A 22,569-nucleotide genomic window follows, 5' to 3' on the forward strand; every position below is an offset into this window, starting at 1 on the left:
AATCATTATAAAAAACTATAATTCCAATTTACAATCATTATAAAAAACTATAATTCCAATTTACAATCATTATAAAAAACTATAATTTCAATTTATAATTATTATAACATAAGTATAAATTCATAATTATAATTACAATAATCGATTATATATCAATATAACTATCTCAAATTCATGCCAATTAATTTAGATTTAGTCATGTCATCGACAGCATATTTAACTCCTTCTTTTCCCATACCACTCATTTTAAATCCTCCAAATGGCATATTATCGGTTCTAAAAGTAGATTGTTTGTTAATAAATACAGAACCTGCTTCTATCTCATTAGCACACTTCAAGGCATTATGCATACTTTCAGTGAAAACACCTGCTTGAAGCCCAAATTCAGAATTATTAGCTACATTTATTGCTTCTTCAACACCATTCACCCTAATAATTGGTGATACCGGACCAAAAGTTTCATTTACAACAATATCCATATCCGAACTAATATTATCAAGGATAGTTGGTTCAAAAAAGTTTCCATCACGATTTCCACCAGTTAAAAGTCTTGCACCTTTTTTATATGACATTAGAACAGATTGTTCAACCATTTTTGCAGCATTTTCGTCTATAAGTGGGCCAATATCCGTTTTAGGGTTCATTGGATCCCCAATTTTTAATTTTTCAGTTTCTTTAACAAAAAGATCTACAAATTCATCAGCAATTTTATCATCTACAATAATCCTTTTAACTGCCATACAAACTTGTCCAGAATAAAGATAAGAACCTAAAACAGCAGATTTAACTGATTTTTCAATATCTGCATCATCTAAAACAATTAATGGATCATTTCCACCTAATTCTAAAGTTATTTTTTTCATACCTGCCCTACTTGAAATTAAAAGCCCGGTAGCTACACTACCAGTGAAAGATATTTTATCTATATCATTATTTACAGTTAATTCATCACCAATCTCTCCACCATAACCAGTAACAGTATTGATAACCCCATCAGGAAATTCCTGACCTATTATTTCAGATAACCTCATAGCTGCAAGAGGTGCTTGTAAAGAAGGTTTAAGTATTGTTGTATTTTTTGCAGCAATAGCTGGTGCTATTTTATGTATAGCAAGATTTACAGGATAATTAAAAGGAGTTATAGCTGCTACTACTCCAAGGGGAAGTTTTTGAGTAAAAGCAAAAAATCCTTTACCTCCAAGTCCTGCATCTAAAGGCACAGTTTCACCATAAATTCTTTTAGATTCCTCAGCAGCAAATTTTAAAGTTTCTACTGACCTTTCCATCTCACCAATTGAGTCTTTAATTGGTTTACCTGTTTCTTTTGTTATTAGTTTAGCTATTGATTTTTTTTCATTTTTTAAAGACTCATATGCAGAATAAAGACCTTCAGAAACTTTTCTTGATGACATTTCATTCAATTCTTTTTTAGCCATATTTGCAGAATTGATAGCAAGCTTAACATCCCCTCTATCCCCAATAGGAACTGTATCTACAGTTTCGTTATTATATGGGTTTTTAACATCATAAAGTTCTTCTTTGTCCCTAAATTGGCCATTGATTAGCATTTTCATTTTTACATCCCCTTTTTTAAATTAAATTTTAGCTAAATTGTTTTTATTGTTATTATATAGCTTATTATTATTTAAATTATTATTTTCAATCAATATTACTTATTAAAATCAATATAAGAGATTAAATATGGATATTTATGGATATTGGCAATATTTTTAATATTATTTATAATAATACCTATAATAATACATATAATAATATATAAGATAAAATTTGAGATAATATTTGAGATAAAATTTTATATAAAATTTTAGATAAAAGTTATATTGTAATAATAGGCATATCAGTATTTTAAATAATATATTTATTTACAAATATTTAAATAATTGTTGAAACTTTCAAAATATTAAAATTTAAGTTATTTAATATGATAAAAAACGACTATAAAACTATAGACTCTTAAAAAACTAAAAAATAAAGATAAAATAAAAAGATAAATAAAAATTATATAGAGAAAAATAGAGAAAAAACATTTGAAATATAATAATGATAATAATGAAATGATAATATAAGGATATAAAATATATAATATACTAAAATAACATATAAATAGATTAAAATTTTTTAAATAGATTAAAACTTTTTAAATAAATTAAAACTTTGAATAAATATTATTAATAGATTTATTAATCTCATTAACCTCATTAGAGTTGATTTCCGCCTCAATACTCAAAATATAATTTTTATAAAAATATACTGCAATTAATACTATTACAATCATACCCCCAATTAAAAGAATTAATTCGGAACTTGATTGGGCATTTTCATCTAAAATATCCAATTTAATATTAAAAAAAGATTTTAACATTTAATGAAACCTCCTAAAATAAATTGTTAATCATGAAATAACTAAAAATGAAATTTAAAAACCTAATAAATTAATATCTAAAGCTCAGAGTCCTAAAAAAGAAGATCCGAAATTACTTATTATATAAAATAATCCATAAGCCAAAATCAGCAATGGAATTGAAAATTTTATTCCTCTTCTTAGATTCCCATACATTACTATGCTAATAATTAACCCTACCAATATAGAATGAATAACAATATAGGAACCTGCAGCTATTTTTGAAGTTTCAATTAATTGGTTTCCCTTACCCAAATCTTCCATAAAAGAAGAATATATTCCAATCATCCCGAGTGCAAATGGTGCAGCTATAACTGCAGAAATAACTAAAAAAATAATAGACATCATAACACTAGACTTTCTCTCTCTTTTTAAAGCATTTAAATCTCTTAAATCATTGGAAATATCTTCTATTATATCCGCTAAACTTCCACCAGTTTTTTTAGCTTCAATTATTAGCTTAAAAGATCTTTCAAGGTTCTTTGATTTCAATCTTTCAGCTATTTCCATTATACTTTTATCAAAATTCATGCCCATTTTTATTTCAATTACTGATCTTCTTATTTCATTATATAATGGACCAGATCCATATTTAGACAATTCTTCCAATGCAGTTTCAAAACTAAGGCCTACTCTGAGCATTGATGAAAGTTGCCTTAAAAAATCAGGAATAGATGTTTCAATTTTTTCATTCCTTTTTTCAGATTTATATATTATAAAAATCATTAAAACTCCCGGAGGAATAGCTAATGCAAATAGGAATAGTATTAAAATATTAAAATTAAAAATAAATGAAAATAGGATAAATAAAAAAATTAAAAAGATAATTATAATGAATAAATACACCAATAATCTAGAAGCTACAGTTAAGATGTCACTTGCTAATAAAAGCTCTTGAAAGTTGATTAAATATTTTTCAGGAATCTTATTTTCAACAAATTCAGCCAGAACATCTATTAAATAATCAATTCTCATAAATAATACCACAATAATTTATATTAATAATAAATAAACTAAAAACAAATATTTTAATAAAAACATAGGATTTATAAGATGAATAATAATATATTTACTAAAATAAGTTCTTTAAATTTATTTAATAGTAAAAAATAATTTATAAAGTGATTAATATAAATATTACTCATTTTTAAAATGTTTATTGCTACGTTAAAGTAAAATTTATAATTAAAACCACTTTAAAAGTAAAGCTTTAAATTTAATTTAAAAATAAAAATTGTTATCCTCATATGAAAAATATAAGAATGGAAACTAAGTAAAAAAATAAAAATAAAAAATAAAAATATTATAAAAAATATTATATTCTTAAATATAAAAAATAGTATATGTATAGATATAAAAAAATATTATAAAAAAATATTTAAAAAAGATATTATAGACTAAATATAAAAATAAAATGATTAAAAGATAATTTTTATTAAATAATAGCAAATCAGATATTGTAAGGAAGATTACCAATAACTTCAGATTTATTCTTCTTAATTATAAGAGTATCTTCAATTCTGACACCAAATTCTCCTTCTAGATAAATTCCCGGTTCTATTGTAACAATCATATTTTCTTCCAAGATAGACTTGTCTCTTTTTGAAATAGAAGGTGTTTCATGAATATCTAAACCTAAACTATGTCCAGTTGAATGAATAAAATTTTCAACATAGCCATATTCATCAATTACTGATCTGACAATATTGTCAATATTACAAGCAAGTTCTCCTGCCTTTAATGATTTAATAGCTTCATGATGAGCTTCGAGAACTATGTCAAAAACTTCTTTTTGTTTTTCATTATTATAATTAATCATTGTCCTACTTGTATCTGAACAATACCCCTTATACCTAGCTCCCCAATCCATTAGAATTAAATCTTCAAGTTTTTTATTTTCTAAATTCGCATGAGGAAGAGATGAGTTTGATCCAGTTGCAACTATTGTCTCAAAAGATTCTTCACTAGCACCATTACTTCTCATTAAATAACCAAGTTCATAAGCTACTTCCCAATCGTTTACTGAACTTTCTTGTTTTTCACGAATGTCCAATTCTATGAATGATTTATGGGCAATATCAGTTGCTTTTTTTATCATTTTAATTTCTTTTTCAGATTTAATCATACGTTCTTTTTCTAAAAAATCTTCAACATGTAATTCCCAAATCTCTTTTTTTAGTTCATCAGCCAAAAGGCGATTATAAGAATTTATAGGAAGATTCCCTTCAATAGCTATTTTTTTAAATTTTTCATTATGAAAAACATCCCTCAGTGTAGAAATTGATTTGTAATCCTTTACCTCAATTGATGAAGTTTCACAAGCTAATTCTTTATCCATAGCAGTTGTGAATATTATTGGATTTTCTTTCAAAATACATATTGCAAAGCTAGTAGGACGATAATCCGAGACATATTGTATATTATTAGGTTGTGTTAATAACATCCCATCATAATTTTTTTCATTCATTTTTTTTAATATATTATTAATTCGTTCATTTTTGACATTGATTGACTTATTTTTCAATTTTACACCTTTGAATACAAAAATAACTATAACTGAATATAAAAAATATAAAAAAGTTATTAAAACTTCACCATACAAAATTCATTAAACTAAATAATACTAAAAATACTAAAAATAGTAAAAATAGTAAAAATACTAAAAATAATAAAAATAGTAAAAATACTAAAAATACTAAAATAATAAAAATAATATCTTAATCTGTTGTTAATCATCTCAATTTGTTAATATCTAACTTAAAATAGGTATTTAAATATCTAGATACATAAATTCAAATAACCATTTTAAATATCTAAATTTTCTTTGATAATGATAATCAAATCATTTTTAATTTTTGAAGGGATTTTTTTATTGATAGCCCTTGCAAAAAAACCAAAATCAGGATCATTAAATACTAAACCATTAAAATCCACAGGATTTTTGTATCTGGGAATAAAATGCCAATGAATATGAGGTTTAGGATTATTATTTCTAAAAACAGAGTTTTTCAAGCAACTCCAATTAAATAAATCTGGATTAAAAATTCGTTTAATGGCAAATTCCATATTTTCAACCAATATTCCAAAATCACGCCATTCTTCCAATTTTAAATCTTTTAGTTCCCCACACTCTCTTTTCAAGCTGATGACACATGTCCCTAAATACCTTTGAGAAGGAGCTAGAAATATCTCCCAATACTCAGTTGTAGCTATTAAATCACCGTAGCTACTATCAACAGAAAATTCACAGGTTTTATTTTCATTCTTATCCTTACTATTTTTAACAACGGTATTGTTGTTCATATTATTATATTATAATTAATAATATTAGTATTTTAGTAAATTTATTAAAATTTTTATTTAAGTTTGCTTAAAAATACTAAAAATCTAAGATCAGTTTACTTTTATAAAAATATATTTATTAAATTATTAATAATTTTTATTTTTATAAAAATAATTATTTTTTTATATTCAGTAATATTAAAATCATAAGTTTTATATAAAAGTTCATACAAAAATGTATTTATCCTATGCTCAATCACCTCTCAATAAATAAAAATAATTGTAAAAAATAAATTTTTACCATATTTTCGCATATTGTATAATAATAGTATCCCATATAATTAATAAAGAGCATAGGATTTAAAACAGAATAAAAACATTAACCCTATTCCTATTTAAGAAAATTTATAAATTACTTAAGAATAATATACCCCATATTTTAAAATTGATAAAAATATCTAATATAGGAATAGGGAACCTCCACTAAATAATAATAAATTAAATATACGGCAATATTATTTATTTTATTATATTTTATAATATCATAAATAGAAAAAATAATAGAAATTTGAATATATTATATAAATATCTATAGGAATTCTTTATAGAACTATTACAAAAATATTAGAGGATTCCATAAAATAGAAAAATATTGCAAAAATTTATAAGCTTCAGATAATAATTATAAATATATGTTTAAATTTAGTTCTAATGAAATAAGAGACTTATTTATATCATTTTTTGTTATATCTCTCGCTTTTTCAATACTTTATTCAAAGTTAGATTTTACTAAAATAGTTAATATATTACCTATGGTAATGGTTGGTGTTGGATTAGGATTTATACTTCATGAAATAGCCCATAAAATAACTGCTATGAGATACGGTTATTGGGCAGAGTATAAAACATGGACCCCGGGATTATTTATTGCATTAATTAGTACGGCATTTGGTTTTATTTTTGCAGCACCTGGTGCAGTTCATATTTATGGACAATATATGACCGATAGAGAAAATGGAATAATATCTATATCCGGACCTTTAACTAACATAGCTTTATCATTGATATTTTTAGCTGCTGCTTTATTATTAAGTAATTTTTATATTGGCATATTTAACCCATTATTTTATACACCTTCTTGGGCAACAATATTATTCGAAACATGCATATTAGGTTTTTCAATTAATGCATTCTTAGCATTATTCAATTTAATACCTATTGGTATTTTAGATGGAGCTAAAGTATTTAGATGGGACCCATTTATATGGATAGTTACAGTAGCAGTAGCAGGAATTATGGTTTATTTCTCATTTACAGGATTCTTTTTTTAAATAAAAAAATTAAAATTAAGTGGTTAAAATGTTTTCAGATATCCAAATCAACTACTTTTCATGTACTCATAGAGCTATTGAACCTTCAAAAACCATAGAAAAATATGAAGATAAACTTAAAATAGCAGGAATAACAAGAGTTACAGAGATAACCCATTTGGATAGAATTGGTATTCCTGTATTTTCAGCTATTCGTCCAACTGCACAAGATGGTGGAGTTAGTATTTATGCAGGTAAGGGAGCTAAAAAAGATCAAGCAAAAGCTTCAGCCATGATGGAAGGTTTTGAGAGATATTCTGCAGAAAAACAGGATATTGATGATGAAAATTCTAAATTGGCTACATTAAATGAGATGGAAAATGAAAAATTTATACATCCTGAAGAATTAATAATATCACGAGAAGTAGAAAATATAGATTTTCAAAAAGAAAAAAAAATAGAATGGACTTTTGCAAGAGATATAATCACAGAAGAGGATTATTACATTCCATCAAACTCTATTTTTCATCCATATATCCCAAAAGACAATAATACTACATCAGCTATCTTTAAAGGAAACACAAATGGTTTAGCTTCGGGAAATGTCTTAGAAGAAGCAGTTCTTCATGGAATGTTTGAAGTAATAGAAAGAGATGCATGGAGTATTTTTGAATTAACTAAAAAAAATAAAAACGAAATCAATGTTGATAATATCAAAAACCCATTAATCAATGAATTGCTTGAAAAATTTAAAAAAGAATCTATTGACATAAATTTAATGGATTTAACTGCAGATATTGAGATTCCAACAATTGCTGCTACAGCAGATGATACCCTACTTAAAGATCCTGCACTTTTAACACTTGGAATTGGAACACATCTGAATCCAGAAATTGCAGTTATGAGAGCTTTAACTGAAGTGGCCCAGAGTAGAGCTACACAAATTCATGGAACAAGGGAAGATACTTCAAGAGCTGTTTTAATGCGAAAAGCAGGCTATGAACGTATGAAAAAAATGAATAAACATTACTTTGAACAAAATAATGAGAATTTAATTAATTTGAGTGATATTAAAGATAAAAGTACTAAATCCTTGAAAAAGGATATTCAAATAACACAAAATGAATTAAAAAGAAATAATCTTAATAAAATTTTGTTTAAAGATTTGACAAGGAAAGAAATTGGCATCAATGTTGTTAGAGTTGTTATTCCAGGAACTGAAAATTTTTCAATTGACCCAGATAGAGTTGGAAAACGTTGGATGAGTATATAATAAAAATAAAAAATAGGATAATATAAAATTATGAAAATCTAAAAGATAAAAACTCTAGAAATAATTTATCTAAAAAAGGATATTATGTCTGAAAAAAATATAATAATATTTACTGGACCTTCATTATCTATTGAAGAGGCATCAAAAATTTTAAAAGCAGAATATCGACCTCCAATCAAAAGAGGAGATATTTTGAAAGCAATTAGTGATTCAGCAGACATTATTGGAATAATAGATGGTGTTTTTCATCAAAATCCTGCAGTTGGGCATAAAGAAATAATTAAAGCCATTGAAAAAGGAATAATAGTAGTTGGTGGAGGAAGTATGGGTGCTCTTAGGGCATCAGAATTAGACAGTCTAGGAATGAAAGGAGTAGGTTATGTCTATAATCAATACACCTCTGGAAAAATTGAATCTGATGATGATGTTGCAATTATTTTTGATAGTTCTACTGGTGAGCCTTTATCTGAAGCATTAGTTAATATTGATTATAAATTTGAAGAAGCATTGAAATCAAATATAATCAATAAAAAAGATAAAGAAGAACTTATTAAGATAGCAAAATCTATTTATTATCCTAAAAGAACTTATTATAATATATTTAAAGAATCAAATATTGATAAAGAAAAAAAAGAAAAGCTAATAAATTTAATAGTAGAACTTGTTGATATAAAAAAACAAGATGCAATAGCTGTTTTAGAATACATTAAACAATTATAATAAAATAATTGGAATATAAAATAATTAGAGTGTAAAATAATTATAATATAAAATAATTAGAGTATAAATTTATAATAAAAAAGGCAATTGTTATTCTAAATTATTCTTTAATTAGATTTTACTTAATTTTAAAATGATTATTTATTAAATATCTATGTGTGATATAATGAATTTAGATGAAAAAATAGAAAAAGCTGAAGAAATATTAAAAGATAAAAATATAGCTATTGCTTTTTCTGGAGGTGCAGATAGTACATTGGTTGCTTATTTGGCAAAAAAAGTAAGTAAAAAAGTACTTTTAATAACATTCAATAATGAAATAATGCCCACGAACTTTTTATCAAATACTAAAAAAATTTCAAATTCATTAGGATTAGAACATGAAACAATAAACCAAAATTTTTTAGAAGTTAAAAAATTTACAGAAAACAAAGATAATAGATGTTATTTATGCAGGAGTATGATGTATTCTGCAATAAAAAGAATAGCTACAGAAAAGGGTTTTAAAGTAATAGTGGACGGTACAAATATTAGTGATTTACTTGAAGATAGGCCAGGAATAATGATAAATTATGAAAATAATATTTTAAGTCCATTGGTAAATGCAGGTATTGAAAAAGATGATGTTTTAGAGTTTTTGAATAAACAAAAGATTGAATATTCAAAATCAACTACTTGTTTAGCTACTAGAATAAAAACTGGCGAAGAGATAAATGCTAAAAAGATTAATAGAATTAAATATGCTGAAGATTTTATAAAGAGCATAACTAAAGATGACACAGTTCGAGTAAGAGATATATTTAATACTGCGCAGATTGAATTAGATAATATTGAACCTATACTTAATAAAAATACTCTAGAATTAATTCAAAGTGAATTAAAAGCTGTTAATTTTGAAAAAATTACATTAGACATTGGAAAAACAGATCCAGAAAAAAAAGAAATAGTTATTTACAAACCTTGTAAAGATGAAGCAAATAAAATAATGTTTGAAAATGAACTTCCTTATAAAATCAATATTGGAAAAACGTGTCCCAACTTTGAAAAATTAGGAAAAGTAAAATGCTCTGAAAAAATGGGAGTAGCTATGTTAGATATTGATGGTCGTAATGTTACTATTTTTGAAAATGGAAAAATAGTTGCTCGTAAAGTAAAAGATAAAGAAGATGCCCAAAATATCTTAATAAAAGTTTTACCAATGATTAGAAGAGTAATTTGAATATAATATTTTATAAATACTTATTAAAAATTTTAAAAAAAGAAAATAAATAAAATCTAAATAAAAATTAGTAAAAATATAAAATAAATAAAATCTAAATTAGGATAATAATTATAAAAAATATAATCTAATTAAGAAACTAGCTCTTTTTCAAATGTTTCATTTACTTTTCTTCTAAAACTTGTCATTTTAGACATTGCCCCTCTATGGTCTATGCCTTCAAGAGTGATAATGTTTCCTGATAAATTTAACAATTCATCATCAGCTTTTACTTCTAGAAGAGTAATATTGAAAAGAGATGATTCTTCTAAGTCATCATTAGATTCTATATTATATTTTATAGATAGTTTTTTATGAGGAAAAACTTGATTCAAAGATCTTTTTATAACAGTTTCCAATAGCTCCATAAATTTCTCTATGAAAGGTAAATTATTCTTCCAATAGTATCCTAAAACTAGCTTTAGCTGTATATCATGCTCAGCTATCGCTTCATTATATTTAGCTATTACCATTATATTGTTCTTTTTAGTTTTAATTATTAATGAAGGTTTATCTTCCATAATAATACTATGTAATTAATACTAAATAATATTTTCGGATTTTTATAAAATAGTCTTATATTTATAATATTCAGATAATTTTTGATTCAAATGTAATTTAATTTTTTTAAAATAAAATTGAAAAATTTATATACTATAAATTATAATATATATTGTTGATATCAAAACAAATAAATCATTGAAACAATGATATCATCGTCCTCAATTAATCTATAAAAACCCACATAAATTTTATAGAATATTCCTTAAACTATCCAAAACAAAAACCTTCGAAATATAAGAGGAATATAAATTGAGGACATCATCTTCCTTAATTAATCTATTTTAAAAATTAATGTTATATATTCTATAGAATTATTGATCTTAAAATATTATTAAAAAATATTTCATTATTTATAAAAAATTTTTTATCTTTTATAAGTTTAAAATACGAATTATTTTATTATTTATAAAAAACTTGTTTTTTTATAGATTCAAAAATCTTTGATTTTTTATTATTTATAAAAATTTTAAATATATTAAAATATTTATAAAAATAGTTTAGGTATACCTAAATATTTATATAGCATGAGATTAATAATAATAAATGGTGATATCCAAAACACATAACAAATCATATCACTCAATATGCTCTCAATTAGCAAAAATATTATATAGTTCTTCCACAACAAGACAAAAAAAATAGCTTCTTTTATATTTCAAAGGTTAATTGAGAGCAAACTCTCTCACTTATTATAAATATGAATGAAAATATACTTCTTATTTAACATATCTTTATAAAAAAAATCAGAAATAATGAAGATTTAAATATAAAACCAAAGATATCAAAGCAAAAAAAGAAAATTAGAATAAAAAAATAATAATATAAAAATAAAAATAATATAAAAATAATAATATTAAAAATATAAAAATAATAAACTTAAGACAAAAATATTAAAAATGAAAAATATTAAAAATATCTTATTTTAATCAGTTAATGCTCTAAGAAGATCATTAGCCCTTAGTAATCCAACTAAATCCCCTTCAACACTAATTACTGGAATCTGTTCAATATTTTCAATTCTCATTCTTTTAGCACAATCTGAAACTTTAGTTTTAGTATTTGCAGTAGCAACTTTAACGGTTGAAACGTCTTTAACTACTTTATCAGAAAATTTCAGATGATTTTTTTCAACATAAAGAACACTTGTACTATCCCAAGACCATTTATCTCCCTCTGTTCCAACACTAGAATTATGAACACTAGTTTCAGATACAACTTCACTTTCATTAATAAAATCTGTTTCTGTAAGAATTCCACTCATCTTAGCATCATTATTTAAAGCAATGACACATTTAAGATTAAAAAATCTCATTACTTCAAATGCTACATTTAAAGGAGATTGATCCCAAATAGTTGGGACATTTTTTATCATATATCCCTCAATAGGGTCATTGATACTCATTTCCGAAATAGCTAGAGAAACAATATCTGAAGAAGTTACTATTCCAATTAAATCACCATTTTTAACAACAGGGACCCTTCTTATATTATTTTCTACCATTTTAAGAGCAACATCAGAAACATCATCATTCAATTCAGCAGTAATAATATCTCTAGACATTATAAGAGCAATCTGCTCTTCATCAGGGTTCTCAATTAGATCTGACCTAGTTAATATTCCTACTAATAGATTAGTTCCTTCCTTAGTAACAGGTAATCCTGAAATCTTTTGTTTTCTCATTAGTTCTAAAGCTTTTTCACGATTTCCAGGAACAGAAACATGAATTGGATCTTTAGAAACTATATCTTTGATTAACATTTAAAACACCAATTAAAAAACACCAATTAAATCAAGAATATACAAATTAACAAATTATATGTTAATTAATAAAACTCATAAATTAAACTAATATCAACATAACTATACATTATTATAAATCATCTAAATTGTCATAAATCATATGCAAAAAACATTAAAAACTTTGCTATTAAGCCTAAAATATACATAAATAGATTTAATCTAAAAATATGGATTCAAAATCAATGCATATGATAATTAATAAAATAATTATCGAATAATCAATAATTAATTATCAATAGTTAACTATTTAATCAAAAAATTGTTTATATTTGGATTATAATTATAATATTAATAAACAACAAGAACTGAGCATTCTGCGGCTTTGACAACTTTTTCAGCTACACTACCCATAATAAACCTATCAAAACCTGTTTTTCCAGAGCTACCCATTACAACCAAGTCAATGTTTTCTTTTTCAATAGTCTCTAAAATAACTTCCGCAGGAGATCCTTCATCCACTTTTAATGTTATTTTAACATCACTATTAGTTTCATCTTTCATTTTTTCGACTTTTTGAAGATTTTTCTCAGTTTCTTTCTTGAGTAGTTGATTTATTTGAAATATTGTATCATCAGAAGGAAGACCTATAGAAAAACTTGTTTCAACAACACTTAACGCTACAATTTCCGCCCCACTTGCTTCTGCAAGAAATAGAGCATGTTTTTCTGCTTTTTCTGCAAATTTTGAACCATCAGTAGGCAATAATATTTTTTTATACATTTTATTCCCTCATCAATGATTGTTAAACCAATCATTAATAAATTTAATATGATTTTTTCTAGTTACTACCAATATGATATGTGATAGTTTATTAATAAATATTATAATATTTTATGAAATTTTGATTAACTAAATCATAAAGCCTCAATTAGATAATCAAATAACATAACACATATTAACAAAATATTAGTCATAAAATTAAATAACAAATAGTATATTTACATGATTATTAGTCATAAAATTAAATAACATAATAGATACAAGTACATTTATTAATCATAATATATTAATTTATCTTTATTTAATAAGCATATAATATCTTTTATTTCAGTTCTATTAATCAAACTTAAATATGGATTTTCTGATAATTTTCTTGATAAAAATAACTCTGCATTATTTTCTTCTTGGATTATCGATTTGTTAATTTTTTCAGAAATATTAGTAGGAAAAATATTTTTTTTATCAATATTTACATCTAAATATTCTTTATCATTATTCTCATTATTCCCCATATAATCACAATTATAAACTGAAGAAGAAATATTAGTTGTTGACATTTTCAATATTTCTAAAGGAGACACATATTCCTTATAAAATCCTCTCATCATTTTTAATGTAAACTCCATCTCTCGAAAAATATTAGGAGAATTAATCATTATATTATCTGTTCCAATTAGAGGTTTAATTTTTCTTTTTATAATATCTAAAAGTGGGGGAATTCCAACTGAAAAAGCTCCATTTGATCTAGGACAAAGCACAATATTTTTTTCAAAACATTTAATTAAATCCAAATCATTATTCAAAGGAGCAGTAACATGAATTAATTGATCAAAACCGAAATTAATGGCTCTCTGAACTTCAGTTTTTCCTGTTTTTTTTAAAGAATCATTTTGAAGATTTTCATATTCTCCAGTGTGAATAGAAGAAATTTTATTCATTTTTTTACATTCAAAAGCAATTAAACTAGCTACTTCATCATTTAATTCTCCAAATCCACTAGGAGCTATTCCATCACATATTTTCAAAAGTTTCCTAATAGCTATTTTTACTTTAGATAAATCGGGATCTTCTTCATGAAAAATATCATCCCTACCTAAGATTATAGGATTTATTGGAATATCCTTAGCTGCTTTTTTAAGCAATTTAATTCCTTTTATGCCTCCTTCCCTATAATCAATAAAATGAGTAGTTCCAGTTCGAAGCATTTCTTTCATAGAAGTTTTCATTGAATTAATTATATCTTCATCAGAAGCATTTTTAAGAGCAAGGTGTTTTAAACCATTTGGAGGTTTAACTATTTCTTCAATAGTTTTTCCATCACCCATATCTTTTACAACAGAATCTCCAATATGAACATGTGCATTTAAAAAAGTAGGACACACAATATAATTAGTAGCATCAATAATTTTTCCTTCTAAAACCTCTTTAGAAATCTCAATTATCTTTCCATCATCAATTAATAAATTCACATTTTTAGCTACTAAATCAACACCACATAAAACTGTTCCATTAGCTATGGTTATCATTAAAAATAGTATGTTTAAACTAATATTTATTATTTAGTAAAAATGTTATTATTTAGTAAATACTTACCATATTACTAATAAATAATTATGATTTTTTAGATGACCAAAATATCAAAAAGACTATAAAAAATAAATAATAGAAAAGATTTCAGAAATAATAATTATAAAGCAAAAATAATAATTATAAAATGATAATACCCAATTATATATTATTTCATTAAAAAATTAATCTATAAATTAATATAATGTATAAAAAAATATTATTTAATGTTTATTGGAATATATCACCAAAATCCAGAGTATAGACATTTATTCATTGATACTGCAGAAAATATTTTAAATCTTTTAAAAGAATTAATAGATGAAGCAAAAAATAAAAAGGAAATAAATTGTAATATTGACTCAAAAGAGATTTCTTTTTTCATTTTCTCAAATATGAGAGGAATTGTTGATATATGGATAAATTCTAATTATAAAGCAGACCAGCTCATAGATTCAAACCTTAAAATCATTAAAAAAGTAATAAAATAAAAAAATTAAATATTTAAATAGAATACTTTTTTATTATTTAATTGTTTTTTTAAAAAATAATAATTACATATAATCATTTAATTTTTTATTTGGCATATTATACTATTTCATTTAATTTTATAATAATTAATTTTTATTATATTTTGAAATAATAAAAAACAATCAAAGAAGAATAGATTAATAAATTTCTAAAATTGACACTTTTCTAAAATTGACACTGAAAACTTATGTGAATTTCAAAGAAATTAGTAAAATCTAAAATAATAATGGAAAAATAATAAAAAAATAATAAGAATTAATAAAAGAGAAAAATAAGGAAATTAAAAATTAAAAATAAAGATTAGAAGGTTTTCTAAGTTTATTCAACATATTCATCCAAAGATTTCACCTTAAGTTCACTATTTTTAATAGCTTCAATAGCATTTAAAGCAGCCCTAGCACCTGCTAATGTAGTAACATAAGGAATTCCAAGTTCAATTGCTAAACGTCTAATTTTATACCCATCAGCAGCAGATACTTTACCAGAAGGAGTATTAATAATTAAATCAACTTCTTTAGAAAGTATTTTATCGCTAACATTAGGAGAATCCTGACTTATTTTACTAATTTCTCCAATTTTAACACCATCAACCGCTTTAGCAGTTCCAGGAGTAGCTATTAAATCAAATCCAAGTTCAGATGCCTTTTCGACAATGTCTTGAATTTTAGACTTATCTTCTTCCCTTACACTAATAAAAATAGTCCCTTCTTTTGGTAAATCCATACTAGCTGAAAGTTGTGATTTGTAGAAAGCAAGGCCGAAATTTTCATCTATACCCATGCTTTCACCAGTAGACTTCATCTCAGGGCCAAGAACTGCATCTGCTTCAGGAAGTTTTAAAAATGGGAAAACAGATTCTTTTACAGCAACATGATTAATTTTAATCTCATCAATCAAGCCAAAATCTTTTAACTTTTTACCAATTATTAACTGTGAGGCTATTTTAGCTAATGGTTTTCCTATAGCTTTACTAACAAATGGAATAGTTCTACTGGCTCTTGGATTAGCTTCAATAATATAAACCTTACCTTTCTTATTATTACTCTCTTCATCAAGTTTTACTGCATATTGTATATTCATTAAACCAATTACATCAAGTTCAATAGCTAGTTTGCGAGAATAATCACGAATGATATCCAAAACATCTTCAGGGATAGTTTGAGGTGGTATTACACATGCAGAATCACCAGAATGAACTCCTGCTTCTTCAATATGCTCCATTATTCCACCAATGAATACATCATCCCCATCTGAAAGAATATCTACATCAACTTCAATTGCTCCTTCCAAAAATTTATCTACAAGAATTGGATGTTCAGGAGATACCTTAACTGCTTCTTCCATATACTCTTTAAGTTCATAGTCATCATAAACAATTTCCATTGCTCTTCCACCAATAACATAAGATGGGCGAACAAGAACTGGGAACCCAATGTCCTTAGCAGCATTTCTTGCATCATCAAATGACATTGCCAAACCATATGGAGCTTGAGGAATGTTAAGTTTATTCAAAACCTCAGTAAATCTCTCCCTATCTTCAACCCTATCTATGCTTTCATAGGGAGTCCCGAGTATTTTTACTCCTGCATTAGCTAAAGGAACAGCAAGATTAATAGAAGTTTGACCACCAAATTGAACTACAACTCCTTCTGGTTTTTCTTTTTCTACAATTGCCATTACATCTTCAAATGTTAATGGTTCGAAAAAAAGTTTATCAGAAATATCATAATCAGTACTTACAGTTTCAGGATTATTATTAACTATTATTGTTTCAATACCTTCTTCTTTCAAAGCTAAGCTAGAGTGAACACAACAATAATCAAATTCAATACCTTGACCAATTCTAATTGGACCTGCACCAAGTATTATTATTTTACGTTTATCTGAAACTTGGAGTTCATTTCCCCCATCATAACTACTATAATAATATGGAGTCTTAGCTTCAAATTCGGCAGCACAAGTATCAACCATTTTGTAAGAAGGTTTAATATTATGAACACTAGTCACGTCTTTAAATTCTTCATTAGTAATATTTGCTATTTCAGCAAGAGTTGAATTTGAAAAACCCATTTTTTTAGCAGATAAAAATAATTCTTTATCTTTTAAAGATTCCTTATTGATTTTTTCTTCAAAATCAACTATATTCTTAATTTTATTTATGAAAAAAGTATCAATATTAGTAAGATTATGAATTTTGTTTACAGGCATCCCCATTTTTAGTGCTGCATATACTTGGAATAAACGCTCATCAGTAGGATTTTTCAAATCATCTTTACTAAAGTCAATTTCTTCAAAACCAGAAAACCCAGTGTCAAGAGAACGAATAGCTTTATGCAATGCTTCTTCTATTGTTCTCCCAATAGACATAACCTCCCCAGTAGACTTCATTTGAACACCTATTTTACGATTAATTCCTTTAAATTTATCAAAAGGCCATCGAGGAACTTTAGCTACAACATAATCAATAGTAGGTTCAAAAGATGCAGGTGTTTCTTTTGTAATATCATTCTGAATTTCATCAAGAGTCATACCAATAGCTATTTTAGAGGAAATTTTAGCTATAGGATAGCCAGTAGCTTTAGATGCCAATGCACTACTCCTACTAACTCTTGGATTAACTTCAATAACTTTATATTCACTTGTTTCAGGATTAACAGCAAATTGAATGTTACATCCACCTTCAATTCCAAGAGCCCTTATTATTTTTATAGATGCATCCCTTAAACTTTGAGCTTCAATATCATTTAAATTTTGAGCAGGAGCTACAACAACACTCTCACCAGTATGTATACCCATAGGGTCAATATTTTCCATACTACAAATTATAATACATGTGTCATTTTTATCCCTCATGACTTCATATTCAAACTCTTTCCAACCAAGAACAGACTCATCAATAAGAACTTGACCAATGAAACTCATATCCAAACCATGAGAAGCAATATCAATAAGTTCTTCTTTATTGTTAGCTACTCCACCACCAGTACCCCCTAAAGTAAAAGCAGGCCTTACAATTACTGGATATCCAATATTTTCAACTGCTTTAATAGCTTCATCAATGGATTCAACAGCCTTACATCTAGGAATTGGTTCATTAAGCTTATTCATAAAGTTTCCAAATAATTCCCTATCTTCTACATCTTTTATTGTTTTAACTGATGATCCAATAACTTTGACATCACCTAATGCCCCTATTTCATCAAGACCAGTAGCAATGTTTAATCCTGTTTGTCCCCCCATTGTAGGCAAAATTGCATCTACATCTTCTTTTTCAATAATTTTAGCTACTATTTCGGGAGTTAAGGGTTCTACATAAACTTTATCTGCCATATCCATATCAGTTTGAATTGTTGCAGGATTACTATTTACTAATACAGTTTCAATTCCTTCCTCTCTTATTGATTTACATGCTTGTGAGCCCGAATAATCAAATTCTGCAGCCTGACCTATTTGAATCGGGCCTGAACCGATTATAAGTACTTTTTTAATATCTTTATCAATTGGCATCTATAATCCTCATTTTATAATAATAAACATAATTAACATTAAAATATTATGATAAACTCATATTAAAAAATATTATTAATATTCATCCATCATCTTTTTAAATTTATCAAAAACGAAATTAGTGTCATTTGGACCAGGACCTGCTTCAGGGTGGTATTGTACACAATTAATTAATAATTCTTCATGAGTAAAACCTTCAGGAGTATTATCATTAAGATTAACTTGAGTTAATTTTAATGGAGAATCTTTTAAAGAATCATTATCAACACTAAACCCATGATTTTGAGAAGTTATAAAAACTTTACCACTTTCAAGATCTTTAACTGGTTGGTTAGATCCCCTATGACCAAATTTCATTTTATATATCTTAGCTCCAAAAGATTTAGCTATAATTTGCTGACCCATACAAATACCAAAAATAGGAAGCTTATTTGATAATTTTTTTATAGTTTCGACTGTTTCGGTTAGTTTTTCTGGATTTCCAGGGCCACAAGAGATCATCAACCCATCTACATCATATTCCATTATTGATTTATAATCAGAATTGTATGGAAAAAGAACAACACCAATACCTTTATCTAAAAAACCATCAATAATATTTTTCTTAACCCCACAATCAATTAAGGCCGTCTTTTGTTTGAAATTTTCGCCAAATGTAACTACTTCTTTAGTTGAAACTTGAGGAACTAAATCCATATCAACAATACTAAGCTGATTTTTTGCTTGTGCAATGAGTTCACTATCATCAATCTCTTCTGTAGATAATGCACATTTCATAGTTCCTTTTTGACGAATTTTTATTGTTAACTCTCTTGTATCAATTCCACTAATACCGGGAATCTTAAATTCTCTTAAAAATTCATCTAAAGTTTTCTGTGATGAATAAATAGAAGGATTTTTACAAACTTCTCTCACAATATATCCTTCAACTTGAATTTTAGCTGACTGATACCAATCATCACTCACACCATAATTACCCTGAAGAGGATAAGTTGACATCATTATTTGGCCTTTGAAAGAAGGATCAGTTAATCCTTCAACATAACCAGTCATCCCAGTTGTAAAAACAATTTCTCCAGTTGAAGTTGTTTCATGACCAAATCCCTCTCCTTTAATTATAGTTCCATCTTCCAAAGCTATTTTTGCCGTTGCATTATCGTTTGTTTTTGCTCCCTTTTCCATTAAATCACCATTGAAGAAATATAAATAGTAAAATTTTAATCCCAATATTTAATTAAATCACAATTTAATTAAATCGCATATGGAGTATTAAATAGATAAAATTTTATTAAATAATTATTAAAATATCTAATAATACCAAATTATAAAATATAATAAAATATAATAGAAAATATCAAGAATTATAATAATTTAATTATAAAAATTTATACATAAATTATATATAATTATATTAACTTAAAATATCTTAAAAAACTATTTCAATATTTAAACTTTTTTTAAAGCTCCTTTATTAAATAAGATAAGAAGATATTTAAAACTTATGATAAATAATTATCAATCAATCAACATTATAAATTATGAATTTAATAATAATTAAATTTAATTATATATCTAAAATCAAACTATATAATTTTATATAATTTGATTAAAATATGAAAAATTAGAATCAGTTTAAATTATATTTAATAATTAAAATTATAAAATTAAAAATAAAATCATGAACCATGATGTAGTTAAATTTATTCAGTATTATTAAATATCAGTATTATTAAATAATTCAAAAGACATTTTATAAGCATCAGAGCCATCTTCATAATAATTTGATACTTTTTTATTTGATTTAAATCCAATAGATTTATAAAAATTTAAAGCATCTTTATTTTTTGCATTTACTTCTAAAGTTATATTAAATATATTAAACTTCATGAATGTTGCAATTGCAGTATTAATTAGCCTTGAACCTACTTTTTGTCTTTTATAATCTGGATCAACAGCTAAGGATATTACATGGCCCCTATCCTCTTCAACTATCCAAAAAATAATATAACCTACAACAGTATCTTTTATTTGTGCTACTAAAAAACCTGCTCCAAAATCAAAAAGTTTTCTAAGTATATCCATATCATAAGGATTAGGAATAGTTATTTTCTCAATTTCATAAACCCTATTCAAATCATCTAGACGAAATTCTCTGATTATCATAATACTCATAAATAAATTTTCACTCACAATAATTTAACAAAGATTTAACTAATAATAAATAATTTTTTGATATTATAATATTTAATTCTTATGTAAATAATAATATAAATATCAAATAAATAGAAATATTAGTATAAAATAAAAAAAAATATAAAAAAATAATAGTATTATAAAAAGATATGAGTAAATTTAGTAATATTAAACAGAATAAATAATAAACAGAATAATAAATCCCAATAATAATGTAAATTTATATATTCAAAAATATAATATAAATTTATGAATCCTTGGATATTTCTTATCATAGCTGGAATCTCAGAAATTGGTTGGGCAATATCACTAAAATTTTCAGAAGGTTTTAAAAACATATCAATGTCTATTGTAACAATTATTATTATGGCAGCTAGCTTATTTTTCTTATCTTTAGCATTAAAAGACATACCTATTGGAACTGCATATGCAATATGGACAGCTATTGGTGCTGTTGGAGTAGCCATAATAGGAATGGTTTTTTTAGGTGAATTAAAGTCAATTACTAGAATATTTTGTATAATGTTAATCGTTGGTGGCATTATTGGCTTGAAAATTTCAAGTTAATCAAAGAGCATACTTCTTAATCAAAGAGCATACTTCTAAAAATTAACCATATATTTTGAATGAAAATTATTAATAATCTAAATAGAATAATAAAAATCCCTAATTTTAATATTTATAGGATTTTAAATTATGAATAATAAAATCTTTTATTTAATATTTTAGCAAATCCAATAGGACAAATTTAAATGAAAATTAAATTTTTCAAAAAAAATATTGAAAAGAATTAAAATCATTTTAAAAGAGATATGCAAGTTAAAAAAACTTATTTCTAATAAAAAAACAATTTAAAAAAGCATAACAAGTTATAAAAAACAGATCAATACATAAAAGATTTTTAAGATATGATTTGAAGTTGAGAAAAGGTTCCTTAATTAATTATTTTATTAAATAGACAATAATTATAAAGATTTATGTGAAATAAGATATAAATCTTTGAGATGTGACCATACTTAATCCGATTCTTTCTAAAGCTTCTTTATTTTCTAAAAAGAGTGCAGAATAGTCGTTTTTTTAAAAAATAAACCAAAACCTTTATATAGCATTGGCAATTAATAAAAGAAGTGAAGTGAAATTACATTAATCTAAAACTAATAAAAAGATAAATTTTATAAGAGTTATTTATCAAGAGAATTTTTATAGTTTTATATGTAATTTGCTAGTTGTCGATTGAAAGGTGGATTCGATCAAACACAATATAAAAAGTAAAATTATTAAAAATTTACTTTTTATATTCATATATTATTTTTAAAATATTTATTTTTAAATAGTTTTACAAAATTAATCTAAATTAAACTAAAAAATTTCAAAATATTTTCTCTCATTTTAAATAGATAGCTTTTATTATTTCTATAGTAT

Annotated in this window: 18 protein-coding genes; 6 read left to right on the forward strand and 12 right to left on the reverse strand. The window is 24.8% G+C overall.

The genetic code is table 11. From position 1 onward, the window contains the following. Window positions 1–161: 161 nt before the first annotated feature. The 5 genes from Q0087_RS04735 to Q0087_RS04755 all read right to left on the reverse strand — a co-directional run bounded on the left by Q0087_RS04735 (window position 162) and on the right by Q0087_RS04755 (window position 5,725). Window positions 162–1,574 (reverse strand): lactaldehyde dehydrogenase, encoded by a 1,413-nt coding sequence (locus tag Q0087_RS04735; RefSeq protein ID WP_297898526.1) that lies wholly within the window; start codon window positions 1,572–1,574, stop codon window positions 162–164. Window positions 1,575–2,167: 593 nt separating this feature from the next. After that, window positions 2,168–2,383: a class III signal peptide-containing protein gene (locus Q0087_RS04740; RefSeq protein WP_297898527.1), complete on the reverse strand. Its 216-nt coding sequence runs from the start codon at window positions 2,381–2,383 to the stop codon at window positions 2,168–2,170. Between the two features lie 84 nt (window positions 2,384–2,467). After that, window positions 2,468–3,397 carry a type II secretion system F family protein gene (locus tag Q0087_RS04745; RefSeq protein WP_297898528.1) on the reverse strand — a complete coding sequence of 310 codons (930 nt, stop codon included), beginning with the start codon at window positions 3,395–3,397 and terminating at the stop codon, window positions 2,468–2,470. Window positions 3,398–3,872: 475 nt separating this feature from the next. Then, entirely contained in the window at window positions 3,873–4,946 is a 1,074-nt protein-coding gene (locus Q0087_RS04750) for a Xaa-Pro peptidase family protein (protein WP_297898529.1), read from the reverse strand. 281 nt (window positions 4,947–5,227) lie between these two features. Further along, window positions 5,228–5,725: an HIT family protein gene (locus tag Q0087_RS04755; protein WP_297898530.1), complete on the reverse strand. Its 498-nt coding sequence runs from the start codon at window positions 5,723–5,725 to the stop codon at window positions 5,228–5,230. A gap of 671 nt (window positions 5,726–6,396) precedes the next feature. On the opposite strand from Q0087_RS04755, the gene Q0087_RS04760 reads away from it, so the two are divergent. From Q0087_RS04760 to larE, 4 genes are all read left to right on the forward strand, one after another. Next, window positions 6,397–7,035 (forward strand): site-2 protease family protein, encoded by a 639-nt coding sequence (locus Q0087_RS04760; protein WP_297898531.1) that lies wholly within the window; start codon window positions 6,397–6,399, stop codon window positions 7,033–7,035. 28 nt (window positions 7,036–7,063) lie between these two features. Then, complete coding sequence (locus tag Q0087_RS04765) at window positions 7,064–8,287, forward strand: YcaO-related McrA-glycine thioamidation protein (protein ID WP_297898532.1); 1,224 nt, start codon at window positions 7,064–7,066, stop codon at window positions 8,285–8,287. A gap of 84 nt (window positions 8,288–8,371) precedes the next feature. Next, window positions 8,372–9,007, forward strand: a complete 636-nt coding sequence (locus Q0087_RS04770) for a TfuA-related McrA-glycine thioamidation protein (RefSeq protein WP_297898533.1) — start codon at window positions 8,372–8,374, stop codon at window positions 9,005–9,007. Between the two features lie 166 nt (window positions 9,008–9,173). Then, a complete protein-coding gene (gene larE / locus Q0087_RS04775) occupies window positions 9,174–10,226 on the forward strand; it encodes an ATP-dependent sacrificial sulfur transferase LarE (protein ID WP_297898534.1) in 1,053 nt (350 codons plus the stop codon). A 131-nt stretch (window positions 10,227–10,357) separates the two neighbouring features. Here the strand turns inward: larE and Q0087_RS04780 are convergent, their stop codons facing one another. The 4 genes from Q0087_RS04780 to Q0087_RS04795 all read right to left on the reverse strand — a co-directional run bounded on the left by Q0087_RS04780 (window position 10,358) and on the right by Q0087_RS04795 (window position 14,876). Further along, window positions 10,358–10,786 carry a hypothetical protein gene (locus tag Q0087_RS04780; protein ID WP_297898535.1) on the reverse strand — a complete coding sequence of 143 codons (429 nt, stop codon included), beginning with the start codon at window positions 10,784–10,786 and terminating at the stop codon, window positions 10,358–10,360. 965 nt (window positions 10,787–11,751) lie between these two features. Beyond that, window positions 11,752–12,588: a CBS domain-containing protein gene (locus tag Q0087_RS04785; protein WP_297898536.1), complete on the reverse strand. Its 837-nt coding sequence runs from the start codon at window positions 12,586–12,588 to the stop codon at window positions 11,752–11,754. 330 nt (window positions 12,589–12,918) lie between these two features. Continuing rightward, the gene (locus Q0087_RS04790) at window positions 12,919–13,350 is read right to left on the reverse strand and encodes a universal stress protein (protein WP_297898537.1); all 432 of its coding nucleotides are present in this window, start codon (window positions 13,348–13,350) and stop codon (window positions 12,919–12,921) included. A gap of 272 nt (window positions 13,351–13,622) precedes the next feature. Then, a complete protein-coding gene (locus Q0087_RS04795) occupies window positions 13,623–14,876 on the reverse strand; it encodes an amidohydrolase family protein (protein WP_297898538.1) in 1,254 nt (417 codons plus the stop codon). A gap of 267 nt (window positions 14,877–15,143) precedes the next feature. On the opposite strand from Q0087_RS04795, the gene Q0087_RS04800 reads away from it, so the two are divergent. Further along, the gene (locus Q0087_RS04800; RefSeq protein ID WP_297898539.1) at window positions 15,144–15,407 is read left to right on the forward strand and encodes a TetR/AcrR family transcriptional regulator C-terminal domain-containing protein; all 264 of its coding nucleotides are present in this window, start codon (window positions 15,144–15,146) and stop codon (window positions 15,405–15,407) included. Window positions 15,408–15,765: 358 nt separating this feature from the next. On the opposite strand, the gene carB is transcribed toward Q0087_RS04800, so the two are convergent. From carB to rimI, 3 genes are all read right to left on the reverse strand, one after another. Continuing rightward, window positions 15,766–18,954, reverse strand: a complete 3,189-nt coding sequence (gene carB / locus Q0087_RS04805) for a carbamoyl-phosphate synthase large subunit (protein ID WP_297898540.1) — start codon at window positions 18,952–18,954, stop codon at window positions 15,766–15,768. Between the two features lie 75 nt (window positions 18,955–19,029). Then, window positions 19,030–20,136: a glutamine-hydrolyzing carbamoyl-phosphate synthase small subunit gene (carA, locus tag Q0087_RS04810; RefSeq protein WP_297898541.1), complete on the reverse strand. Its 1,107-nt coding sequence runs from the start codon at window positions 20,134–20,136 to the stop codon at window positions 19,030–19,032. A 531-nt stretch (window positions 20,137–20,667) separates the two neighbouring features. Continuing rightward, window positions 20,668–21,126: a ribosomal protein S18-alanine N-acetyltransferase gene (rimI, locus tag Q0087_RS04815; protein WP_323383776.1), complete on the reverse strand. Its 459-nt coding sequence runs from the start codon at window positions 21,124–21,126 to the stop codon at window positions 20,668–20,670. Between the two features lie 270 nt (window positions 21,127–21,396). Here rimI and Q0087_RS04820 point away from each other — a divergent pair, with 270 nt between their 5' ends. Continuing rightward, a complete protein-coding gene (locus Q0087_RS04820) occupies window positions 21,397–21,714 on the forward strand; it encodes a multidrug efflux SMR transporter (protein WP_297898542.1) in 318 nt (105 codons plus the stop codon). Window positions 21,715–22,569: the final 855 nt, after the last annotated feature.

This window comes from uncultured Methanobrevibacter sp. (assembly GCF_937881195.1).
Taxonomy (GTDB): Archaea; Methanobacteriota; Methanobacteria; order Methanobacteriales; family Methanobacteriaceae; genus Methanobinarius.

What these genes read in the sequence shown, in the direction of transcription:
- Q0087_RS04735 (WP_297898526.1), bottom strand. Translation starts at nt 1,574, where the DNA reads ATGAAAATGCTAATCAATGGCCAATTTAGGGACAAAGAAGAACTTTAT.
- Q0087_RS04740 (WP_297898527.1), bottom strand. Translation starts at nt 2,383, where the DNA reads ATGTTAAAATCTTTTTTTAATATTAAATTGGATATTTTAGATGAAAAT.
- Q0087_RS04745 (WP_297898528.1), bottom strand. Translation starts at nt 3,397, where the DNA reads ATGAGAATTGATTATTTAATAGATGTTCTGGCTGAATTTGTTGAAAAT.
- Q0087_RS04755 (WP_297898530.1), bottom strand. Translation starts at nt 5,725, where the DNA reads ATGAACAACAATACCGTTGTTAAAAATAGTAAGGATAAGAATGAAAAT.
- Q0087_RS04760 (WP_297898531.1), top strand. Translation starts at nt 6,397, where the DNA reads ATGTTTAAATTTAGTTCTAATGAAATAAGAGACTTATTTATATCATTT.
- Q0087_RS04765 (WP_297898532.1), top strand. Translation starts at nt 7,064, where the DNA reads ATGTTTTCAGATATCCAAATCAACTACTTTTCATGTACTCATAGAGCT.
- Q0087_RS04770 (WP_297898533.1), top strand. Translation starts at nt 8,372, where the DNA reads ATGTCTGAAAAAAATATAATAATATTTACTGGACCTTCATTATCTATT.
- larE (WP_297898534.1), top strand. Translation starts at nt 9,174, where the DNA reads ATGAATTTAGATGAAAAAATAGAAAAAGCTGAAGAAATATTAAAAGAT.
- Q0087_RS04780 (WP_297898535.1), bottom strand. Translation starts at nt 10,786, where the DNA reads ATGGAAGATAAACCTTCATTAATAATTAAAACTAAAAAGAACAATATA.
- Q0087_RS04785 (WP_297898536.1), bottom strand. Translation starts at nt 12,588, where the DNA reads ATGTTAATCAAAGATATAGTTTCTAAAGATCCAATTCATGTTTCTGTT.
- Q0087_RS04790 (WP_297898537.1), bottom strand. Translation starts at nt 13,350, where the DNA reads ATGTATAAAAAAATATTATTGCCTACTGATGGTTCAAAATTTGCAGAA.
- Q0087_RS04795 (WP_297898538.1), bottom strand. Translation starts at nt 14,876, where the DNA reads ATGATAACCATAGCTAATGGAACAGTTTTATGTGGTGTTGATTTAGTA.
- Q0087_RS04800 (WP_297898539.1), top strand. Translation starts at nt 15,144, where the DNA reads ATGTTTATTGGAATATATCACCAAAATCCAGAGTATAGACATTTATTC.
- carB (WP_297898540.1), bottom strand. Translation starts at nt 18,954, where the DNA reads ATGCCAATTGATAAAGATATTAAAAAAGTACTTATAATCGGTTCAGGC.
- carA (WP_297898541.1), bottom strand. Translation starts at nt 20,136, where the DNA reads ATGGAAAAGGGAGCAAAAACAAACGATAATGCAACGGCAAAAATAGCT.
- rimI (WP_323383776.1), bottom strand. Translation starts at nt 21,126, where the DNA reads ATGAGTATTATGATAATCAGAGAATTTCGTCTAGATGATTTGAATAGG.
- Q0087_RS04820 (WP_297898542.1), top strand. Translation starts at nt 21,397, where the DNA reads ATGAATCCTTGGATATTTCTTATCATAGCTGGAATCTCAGAAATTGGT.